The organism is Streptomyces sp. NPDC058576 (assembly GCF_042718715.1).
GTDB lineage: Bacteria > Actinomycetota > Actinomycetes > Streptomycetales > Streptomycetaceae > Streptomyces.
The window spans coordinates 41,175-50,594 of record NZ_JBHXPF010000054.1 but is presented as its reverse complement, the minus strand read 5'-3'; the positions used below and the strand labels follow the sequence as shown (position 1 = coordinate 50,594).

General features: G+C 72.7%; 7 protein-coding genes. All 7 read right to left on the bottom strand.

Annotation, left to right across the window (positions count from 1 at the left end; all coding sequences use genetic code 11):
• Window positions 1–161: 161 nt before the first annotated feature.
• Entirely contained in the window at window positions 162–1,169 is a 1,008-nt protein-coding gene (locus ACFWRV_RS28985) for a beta-ketoacyl-ACP synthase 3 (RefSeq protein ID WP_384338682.1), read from the bottom strand.
• Window positions 1,166–2,929 carry a fatty acyl-AMP ligase gene (locus tag ACFWRV_RS28980; RefSeq protein WP_384338681.1) on the bottom strand — a complete coding sequence of 588 codons (1,764 nt, stop codon included), beginning with the start codon at window positions 2,927–2,929 and terminating at the stop codon, window positions 1,166–1,168. Before ACFWRV_RS28980 ends, ACFWRV_RS28985 begins: the two co-directional genes overlap by 4 nt.
• Window positions 2,930–3,047: 118 nt before the next feature.
• Complete coding sequence (locus tag ACFWRV_RS28975) at window positions 3,048–4,934, bottom strand: anthranilate synthase family protein (RefSeq protein ID WP_384338680.1); 1,887 nt, start codon at window positions 4,932–4,934, stop codon at window positions 3,048–3,050.
• Window positions 4,931–5,599 carry an isochorismatase family protein gene (locus ACFWRV_RS28970; RefSeq protein WP_384338679.1) on the bottom strand — a complete coding sequence of 223 codons (669 nt, stop codon included), beginning with the start codon at window positions 5,597–5,599 and terminating at the stop codon, window positions 4,931–4,933. The genes ACFWRV_RS28975 and ACFWRV_RS28970 overlap by 4 nt, the downstream gene beginning before the upstream one ends.
• Before the next feature lie 58 nt (window positions 5,600–5,657).
• Window positions 5,658–6,479 (bottom strand): 2,3-dihydro-2,3-dihydroxybenzoate dehydrogenase, encoded by an 822-nt coding sequence (locus ACFWRV_RS28965; RefSeq protein ID WP_384338678.1) that lies wholly within the window; start codon window positions 6,477–6,479, stop codon window positions 5,658–5,660.
• An 11-nt stretch (window positions 6,480–6,490) separates the two neighbouring features.
• Window positions 6,491–7,666 (bottom strand): 3-deoxy-7-phosphoheptulonate synthase, encoded by a 1,176-nt coding sequence (locus ACFWRV_RS28960; RefSeq protein WP_384338677.1) that lies wholly within the window; start codon window positions 7,664–7,666, stop codon window positions 6,491–6,493.
• A gap of 52 nt (window positions 7,667–7,718) precedes the next feature.
• Entirely contained in the window at window positions 7,719–9,338 is a 1,620-nt protein-coding gene (locus ACFWRV_RS28955) for a carboxylesterase family protein (RefSeq protein WP_384338676.1), read from the bottom strand.
• Between the last annotated feature and the right edge of the window lie 82 nt (window positions 9,339–9,420).

Here is a 9,420-nt window from a genome sequence, read left to right as displayed (position 1 = left end):
GGTCTTGGTGTTGTGGGATTGTTTTTTTTTTTCTGACCCGGCCGGGGGGGCGCCACGGCCCCACCCCCGGCCGCGGGGGCGCCGCCCCCGGGCGCGGGGGGGCCCGCCACAGCGTTCTTCGTTCCTCCCCCGCGGCGAACGGACTCAGGGAGGCGGACGGATCAGGGGAGTTCGACCACCTGGGCGGCGATCAGAAGCCCCGCCCCGAATCCCACGAGCAGGGCGAGGGCGCCGCTCGGCAGGGAGTTCCGGGCGATCAGGCTCTCCATCGCCAGCGGAATGGAGGCGGCGGAGGTGTTTCCGGCCTCGGCGACCTCCCGGGCCACCAGGACGTCGCCCGGCAGCCGCAGGTCCTTCACCAGGCTGTCGATGATGCGCACATTGGCCTGGTGCGGGATGAACGCGTCCAGGTCCGCGGCCGCCACGCCCGCCGCCTCCAGCGCCCGCCGGGCCACCCCGGGCACCCGGGCGACGGCCCAGCGGAACACCTCGGGGCCGGCCATCCGCAGCGCCGGGGGCGGTGCGGAGTAGGCCGCTTCGAGGACGCCGGGCCACGGGCGGTCGTGTCCCAGCACCCCGGCCTCGCCGCCCTCCGACTCCCAGACCACCGGCCCCATGCCGGGCCGCCCGGACGGGCCGACGACCACGGCCCCGGCACCGTCCCCGAACAGGAAGGAGGTGCCGCGGTCCGACGGGTCCACGATGTCGCTCATCCGCTCCGAACCGACGACCAGCACATGGCGGGCGGCGCCCGATCGCACCAGGGCGTCGGCCACTCCCAGGGTGTAGGAGAACCCGGCGCAGCCCGCGGACATGTCCAACGCGCCCGGGGCCGCCGCACCGATGAGGTGGGCGACCCGGGGCGCCAGAGCCGGCGACTGCTCCAGGTTCGACATGGAGGCCAGCAGCACCAGGTCCACCTCGGCGGGGGTGATCCCCGACCGGGCCAGGGCCTTGAGGGACGCCTCGCCCGCCATCGACACGATGGTCTCGTCCGGTCCGGCGTACCGCCGGGCGCGGATGCCGCTCCGGCGTCTGATCCACTCGTCGGAGGAGTCGATACGCTCCGCGATCTCGGCGTTGGCGACGATCCGGGTCGGCCGGTACGCGCCCACCCCGAGGATCCGGGCGCCGGGGACCACCGGGGGCACGCGCAGCGGGGCACTCACGCCGGACCCGCCACGGCCAGGTCCAGCGAACCTTCCAGGTAGCGCATACGGCAGGCTCTGCGCTGCACCTTTCCGCTGGACGTCTTGGGCAGCGAGCCCCGGCGCACGACGACCACGTCGTCCACGTGCAGGCGCTGGCCGTCGTGGACGGCCTCCCCGATCCGGCGGCTCAGGGTCGCCGCGTCCGTCCGGCGCAGCGCTCTGCCGTCGGCCTCGACGACGACGACCAGCCGTTCGGTGGTGCCGTCGTCCACGGAGAACGCGGCGGAGCAGTTCGGGTGCAGCAGCGAGTCGGTCCGCTCCACCGACAGCTCGATGTCCTGGGGGTAGAAGTTCCGCCCCTTGCGGATGATGACGTCCTTGAGGCGGCCGGTGACGAACAGTTCGTCGTCGTGGAGGAAGCCGAGGTCGCCCGTGCGCAGGAACGGACCGGTGGATTCCGCGCCCACGATCCGGGCGCCGAAGACCTCCTGGGTCTCTTTCCCCCTGCGGTAGTAGCCGCCAGCGACGCACGGGCCGCTGATCCAGATCTCGCCGACCTCGCCGCTCTCGCGGGCGACGCCGGTTACGGGATCGACCACGCGTATGCGGGTCTCCCCGACGCTGATTCCGGCGCCCACCAGGGGAAGCGCCTCCTCGGCGCCGGGTCCGACGACCGCGATCCGGTCCTCCCGAAGTGCCTCGGGATCGACCAAGAGCACGGTGGGCGGGCGGTCCTGTCGGCTTCCGGTGGCCTTGAGCGTGTTCTCGGCCAGTCCGTAGCCGGGGCACATGGCCCGCTCCGGGAATCCCGCCGGGGCGAAGGCACGGGTGAACGACTGGATCACCGGCCAGCGCACCGGCTCGGCGCCGTTGACCGCGACCCGCCACGAGGACAGGTCGAGGCCGTCCGCTCCGGGTCCGGTGCGGGCGTCGCGGACGCACATCTCGTACGCGAAGCTCGGCGCGGCCGCATGGGTGCCGCGGAACCGGGAGATCGCCTCCAGCCAGCGCAGCGGGCGGCGGACGAACGCCTCGGGCGCCATCAGGTACGCGGGGCGGCCGGACCACACGGGCATCACGGCGCCGAACAGCATCCCCATGTCGTGGAAGTGGGGGAGCCAGGAGACGAACACCCCGTCGGGGTCCGTAGGCCAGAGGGCCTCCGTCTCCGCCACGTTGGCCGCGAAGTTGGCGTGGCTGACGATCACCCCCTTGGGGTCGCCGGTGGAACCCGAGGTGTACTGGAGCAGTGCGGTGGCGCCCGGGTCGGCGGGCCACTCCCGCCGGTCGGCGCCGGTCCCGGCCGGCAGTTCGTCGGTGGCGACCAGTGTCAGGCCCGCCAGATGCGGCGAGTCGCCGAACCGGGCCCGCAGGTCGTCACGGACGTCCGCTGTGGTCAGGACCGTGGAGGCGCCGGCGTCGTCGGCCGTTCTGCGCATCCGCTCCAGCCCGCGCTCGCGGGAGGGGACCTGTACCGGCGCGGCGGTGACACCCGCGTACATGCAGCCGAGCAGCGAACGGACGAACTCCAGTCCGGCGGGGTAGACGAGGAGCGCGGAGGCCCCGGTGAGACCCGCGGCGTCCAGGGCGGCCGCTCTGCTGCGCGCGGCCTCGTCCAGTTGGCGGTAGGTGAGGGTGTCGCCCGGCTCCTCGCCGCTCGTCAGGAAGACGAACGCGGTGTCGTCGGGCTGTTCGCGGCTGCGCATCCGCAGTTGGTCCGGCAGCGTGCTCGTGGCGGTGTCCTGCCGGTCTGGGGGGACGATGTGGGCAGTGGTCATCGGTGGTCAGCTCCCCGAGGTGGTGGTCCTGGTCGGTGATGGCCTTCGGGCGGTTGTCGGGCCGGGGGGCCCGGTGCGGTGCGGCGCCGGACGCGGCGGGCGGGTGCCGGTGGGGCGTTCAGAGCAGTCCGCTGAGCATCGATCCGAAAATGCGCGGCCCGTGTTCGGTGAGGATGGATTCGGCGTGGAACTGGATCGAGGCGAAGTGCGGTCCGCGCAGGGCGTGCACCTCGTTGTCGTGCGGGTCGCGGCACACCTCCACCGCTCCGACCCCTTCGAGGTCGAACTTGTCCTCGCCGCAGCGGGCGGCGAACGTGTTGTAGAAGCCGACCCGCTCCTCCTCGCCGAAGAGGCTGATGCGCCGCTGTACCCCCTGGTTGGGGCTCGCGCGCCGTACGAGGTCGAGCCCGAGGTGCAGGCTGAGCACTTGGTGGCTGAGGCAGACGGCGATGAAGGGACGGCGTTCGGCGAGGAGCCTGGCCACGGCCGTGCGGATGTGGACGATGCGGGGATCGCCGGGGTCGCGCGGGTCGCCGGGTCCGGGTCCCATGAGGACCACGTCATAGGCGTCGAAGTCGTAGGGCTCGTCGAACCGGCGGACCGTGACGTCGAGTTCGAGGGAGCGCAGCTGGTGGGCCATCATCGCGGTGAAGGTGTCCTCGGCGTCCACCAGCAGCACCTTGCGGCCCGCGGTGAAGCGCTCGGCGCCGGGCCGCCGGGGGGCGGCGTCCAGCCAGAAGTCCGCGATGTGGTCGTTGCGCCGTTCCAGGACCGAGCGCACGTCGGGGTGGGCGTCGAAGTGTCCCCGGTGGCCGGCCCGCAGCGCCGAGAGCAGCCCTTCGGCCTTGGCGCTGGTCTCGGCGACCTCGGAGTCCGGGTCGGAGTGCCGTACCAGCGTGGCGCCGACGCCGATGCGGAGCCGGCCCGCGGTGTCGATGTCGGCGGTCCGGATGAGGATGGCCGAGTCGAGGGAGCGCGCGCCCCGCTCGTCGCGGCTGATGAGGCCGATGACCCCGCTGTAGTAGCCGCGGCCCTCCGTTTCGTACTGGTTGACGACCCGGCAGGCGCTCTCCAGCGGGCTGCCGGTGACCGTCGGGGCGAACAGCGTCTCGCGCAGGATGTCGCGCGGGTCGCGGTCGCTCTCCCCGGTGATGACGTACTCGGTGTGGGCGAGTTGCGCCATCTCCTTGATCCGGGGGCCGATGACCCGGCCGCCGTTCACGCAGACGCGGGCCATCATCTTGAGTTCCTCGTCGACGACCATGTACAGCTCGTCGGACTCCTTCCGGTCGGCGAGGAACCCGAGGATCCCCGGCAGGGTCGGGCCCTCCTTCGGATAGCGGTAGGTGCCGCTGATGGGGTTCATGACGGCGGTGCCGTCCGCGAGGCTGATGTGGCGTTCGGGGGTGGCTCCGACGAAGGTGCGGTCCCCGGTGTGCACCAGGAAGGTCCAGTAGGCGCCCGACTCCTTCTCCAGCAGCCGGCGGAAGAACACCAGGGCCGCGCGGGGGCTGTAGTCCCCGATGTCGGCCACGAAGGACCGCTTGATGACGAAGTTGGCGCCGGCCCCCTGCCCGATCTCCTCCGCGATGACCTTGCGGACGATGTCGGCGTACGCCTCGTCGGGCACGTCGAAGTGGTCGCCCGTCAGCCGGATCGTCTCCTCGGGGAACCGTCCGGTGGCCGCCGCCAGGTCGTAGGTGTCCTGCCGGTCGACGCGCATGGCGAGGAGCGGGGCTCCGTCGTCCGTGCAGAGGAAGCCGCGCTCCCGGAGCTGCCGGTAGGGCACCAGGGTCAGGACGTCGTGGTGCGGCCCGGTGCCCGCGCCGGGCGGTTCGCCCTCGGGGAGAGGCAGTTCGGCCAGGGTCTCCGGGGTGCTGAGCGGGCCGGCCAGGACCTCCAGCCGGCCGGGGGCCCACGCGGGCCGGTGCAGCAGGGCGAAGGCGGGCACCCGCAGGTTCAGTACGTCGTCGAGGAGGTCGCCGTCGGGAAGGTCGTCGTTCATACGACTGCCCACCTGCCTTCGGACGGGACGACGTGCTGGGCGTCCGCGGCGGGGTGGCCCGAGGCGTCCAGCTCGTCGATGAGCGTGTCGGTCACGGCGACGGCCGCGCACCGGCCGGCCGCGTAGCGGAGGGTGAAGAGGTGATGCTCGCGGCTGAAGTCCGCGACGGCGTCGGCGGCGAGGAAGGTCTCGATGTCGTGGGTGAACGCCTCCACCGCCGTCATCAGGACGCCGACGTGCGCGTACACCCCGCAGACGATCAGCTGGTCGCGGCCCTCCTCGCGCATGCGGCCGAGCAGACCGGAGTGGTGGAAGGCGCTGTAGCGCCACTTGGTGAGCCGCCAGTCCCCCGCCGCGGGAGCCAGCTCGTCGACGACCTCCCGATCGGCCTCCCGGGCCCGCATGCCGGGTCCCCAGAAGTCCCGCAGCAGGCCGCGCTGTTCGTCGGTCATGGAGCCGGGCTGCGCCGTGTAGGCGACGGGGACGCCGAGCTCCGCGCAGCGCTTCCGCAGCCGGGCCGCGTTGCGTACGAGGTCGGCGCGGGTCCCGTCGGCGGGCAGGGGGCGCAGGAAGTAGCGCTGCATGTCGTGCAGGAGCAGCACCGCGCGCCTCGGGTCGGGCGTCCACTGCGCCGCGTTGCCGGGCAGTTCGTCCGGGGTCGGCATGGCGTAGGACGAGATGGGGGGTATACCGGGTGTGAATCGCATCGGAGTGGTCGCTTCCCTAGACACCGAGTCCGGCACCGCCGTCCACGGTCAGTTCGTGCAGGCTGATGTGGGCGGCGCGGTCCGACAGCAGGAAGTCCACCGCCGCGGCCACGTCGGCGGGGCTGGCCAGCCTGCCGAGGGGAATCCCCACCCGGAAGGCGTCGGGCCGGCCCCCGATGGTGGCCTTCGGTCCGGACTCGTCCGTCCACATGGAGCGGAGCATCGGGGTGTCCGTCGAGCCGGGCGCCACGATGTTGCACCGGATGTTGTGGCGGGCGACCTCCAGGCCGAGGCTCTTGGTGAACATCGTCGCGGCGGCCTTCGACGCCGCGTAGGCGGCCATCTCGGTGCGCGGGGTGCCGGCCGCGTTGGAGGCGACGGTGACGATGGCGCCCCGGCGGCGCGGCGTCATCCGCCGTACCGCCGCCTGCGACATCAGGAACACTCCGGTGGCGTTGACGGCGAAGGTCGTGTGCCAGTCGTCGGCCCGGTAGGTGCCGACCTCACCGAGGCGCAGGACGCCCGCGGCGTTCACCAGGTAGCGGACCGGGCCCAGCTCCCGCTCGACCCGCTCGACCACGCCGTCGGCGGCGGGCGCGCTCGTGACGTCGGCGGGGAACGCCGTGACGGGCAGCCCGTCGGCGATCATCTTCTCCACCGACTCCGCGAGCCGCTCCGCGTGGTTGTCCACGGCGGCGACGGCGATGCCCCGGCCGGCCAGGACCCGCGCCACCTCGGCGCCGATGCCTCCGGCCGCCCCGGTCACGATGGCCGTGTCAGGGCCCGGCGGGGTGTCGTCGAGTTCCGCGGTCCGATCCGTTTCGATCGTTCGGTCCATGTTTGTCTCCTTCAGCCCGTCCAGACGGACAGCACGTCGACCGCCTGCCGCGGAGTGAGCCGCGGGTCGCAGAATGTTGTGTACTTGTCGCCGACCGAGTGGCTGGCGGACGCGTCGTGGACGCACTCGGTGACCTCGTCGGGCGTCGTCTCCAGATGGACGCCGCCCACGACGCCGCCGCCGGCGCGCACCGCCGCCTGGAAGCCCAGGAGTTCGCGCTGGATGGTGGACACGTAGCGGGTCTTGAGTCCGTCGACGCCGGCGGTGACCGTGTTGCCGTGCATGGGGTCGCTGATCCAGATCACCGGATGCCCGGCGGCGCGGACGGCTTCGACCAGCGGCGGCAGGCGGTCCTCGACGAGGCTCTCGCCCATCCGGGCGATGAGGGTGAGCCGGCCGGGTCGCCGTGCCGGGTCGAGGATCTCGCACAGCCGCAGCAGCGCCTCGGGGGTCATGCTGGGGCCGACCTTGCAGGACACCGGGTTGACGACCCGGGAGAGCAGGGTGACGTGGGCTCCGTCGGGTTGGCGGGTGCGCTCGCCGATCCACGGCCAGTGGGTGGAGGTGAGCACCAGCTGGTCCGAGGGATCGCGGCGCAGCAAAGGCAGTTCGTAGTCCAGGACCAGCGCCTCGTGACTGGTCCACACGGGCGATTCGATACGGGTCCGCTCGGTCGGCAGGTACCAGTCGAGGTTGTTCACCGCGTCGCGTGCGGCCTGGTAGCAGAGCAGCAGGCGGCGGGGGTCGGGGCGACGGCTGTCCGGATCGGGCTCGGGGCCGTTCACCATGTGGCCCCGGTAGACCGGCAGTTCGGTTCCACCGACCCACTCGGTGGGGTTGGAGCGCGGCTTGGCGAACTGCCCGGCGATGCGCCCGACGCGGACGACCGGTTTGGGGGAGGCCATCTTCATGGCGCTGGCCATCAGGTCGAGCACGGCGGACTTACGGGTGACGTGGCCGCGCCCGCACTCCGCGGGGTCCTCGGCGCAGTCACCGGCCTGGATCACCTGCGCCTGCCCCGACGCCACCTGCGCCAGATGGGAGCGCAGGGTGCGTACATCGGCCGTGGTGACGACGGCGGGGCGGCTCGCGAGGTCGTCCCTGACACGGCGCAGCAGGGCCTCGTCGCCCCATTGCGGTTGTTGCAGTGCCACACGGGACCGGATGTCGCGCGGAACGTTGTCCACTGAATTCTCCCTGGTGAGGGGTGTGCCGAGGGTCGGACGTCGGTCGACGGGCTCAGGGCTGCGGCAGCCAGCTCACGTCGTCCCAGAACCGGAGCTGGCGGAGCTTGGGGGTGCGGGCGATCTCCGCGAGACGATGGCCGCCGAGGACGAGCGTGCTGCGCCGGTCCGGATGGAAGACGGGCCACTCGGGGGCGTACGGGGAGCTGGGTGCGCGCCCCCACGCGAAGGACGACACCAGGTCGACGAAGGTGTCGGAGACGCGGCGCTCCAGGGGACCGTCGCCGAACTGCCCGATGTTGATCGGGTGGCTGTGGCTGCCGAAGAGGAACTTCGACGTGGCGTCGTGCGGAGTGCCGTAGTGCGGCGCGCGGACGGGGTGCGCGAACTCCATGACGTACTGCGGTGCGCCGCCCGCGCGGGCGTGCCGCTCCGCCAGACGCACGATCTGGTGGCGGAACAGCGCGTCGCCCCAGATCTCGGTCCACAGCGTGCGCGGGTCGTCGTCGAGCCCGTCGGCCGCGGCCGCCTCGCGGTAGGCGCGGACGCAGGCGTCGACGACCTCGTCCGGGACCCGGTGGACGCTTTTGAGAAGCACGTCGCGGACCGCTGACCGCAGGGCCGCGTCGTCGCGGGGGGCCGGCGGGGCGGGCGGGAAGGACGGGGAGCGCGGATCGGTGAAGAACGACCCCTCGGTGCTGTTGTGGACGAACATGGCGGGGATGTCGAGCGGCGGCAGTTCGTGGGCGAAGGAGGGGATCCGGCGGCCGTCGGGCACCGGGCCGCGGTACTCGCGGCCGCTGCCGACGATCCGCTCACCGGGAGCACCGCCGAAGATCCGCAGCCAGGCGGCCTGCAGTCCGGCCGCGGGGACGTCGCGCAGTCCGCCGACCGTGGTGCCGAACTCCGCGGCGATACTCGCGTAGACCGTACGGGCGTCCTCGGGGGTGAGCGCGAAGGCGGGCGCCCAGGCGTGGGCGGCGCTGATCGCCACGAGCCGCTTGACGACGCCCTTCAGCTCCGGCAGCCCGGCCAGGACCCGGGCGGTCGCCCCGCCCGCCGAGGTGCCGCACAGCAGGATGGAGTCGGGGTCGCCCCCGAAGGCCTCGGCGTTCTCCCGGACCCAGTGGAGCAGCTCCACCTGGTCCAGCAGACCCCAGTTGGCCACGTCACCGGTCTCCGGGTCGGCGAGGCCCTCGTGCAGTCCCCAGCCGAACGGGCCGAGCCGGTAGTTGAAGTTGACCACGACCAGATCGCCGCGGGCCGCCGGCTTGGCGCCGTCGAACGTGGGCACGCTGCCCGCGCCGACCTGCCAGCCGCCGCCGTGGACGTACACGAGGACCGGCCGACGGCCGTCCGTGCCGGGCGTCCAGACGTTGGCGTACAGCGCGTCCTCGGTGCTCCCGGGTGTCCCCGACTGGAGGAAGGCGGGGGCGAACCGGGTGGCGTCGCGCACCTCGCTCCAGGGCTCGGCCGGGCGGGGGGCGCAGAAGCGCAGCGGGCCTACGGGGGGCCGCGCGTAGGGGATCCCGCGGAAGACGGACAACCGGCGTCCGTCGTGCTCCTCGTGGGCGCCGACGACGGGTCCGGCGCCGGTGCGGACGACGGGTCCGGGTGGGAAAGGAGCGGGCCCACCCGCGGATGGTGTGAGGTCCGGTGAGACGCCGGTGGTCATCGCGACAGCGCTCCTTGAATGGGTTCCCCCTTTGGGGAAGTCGGCAGCATCTGGCTTCTTCGGGTTCCTTGAGGCGCTGGGC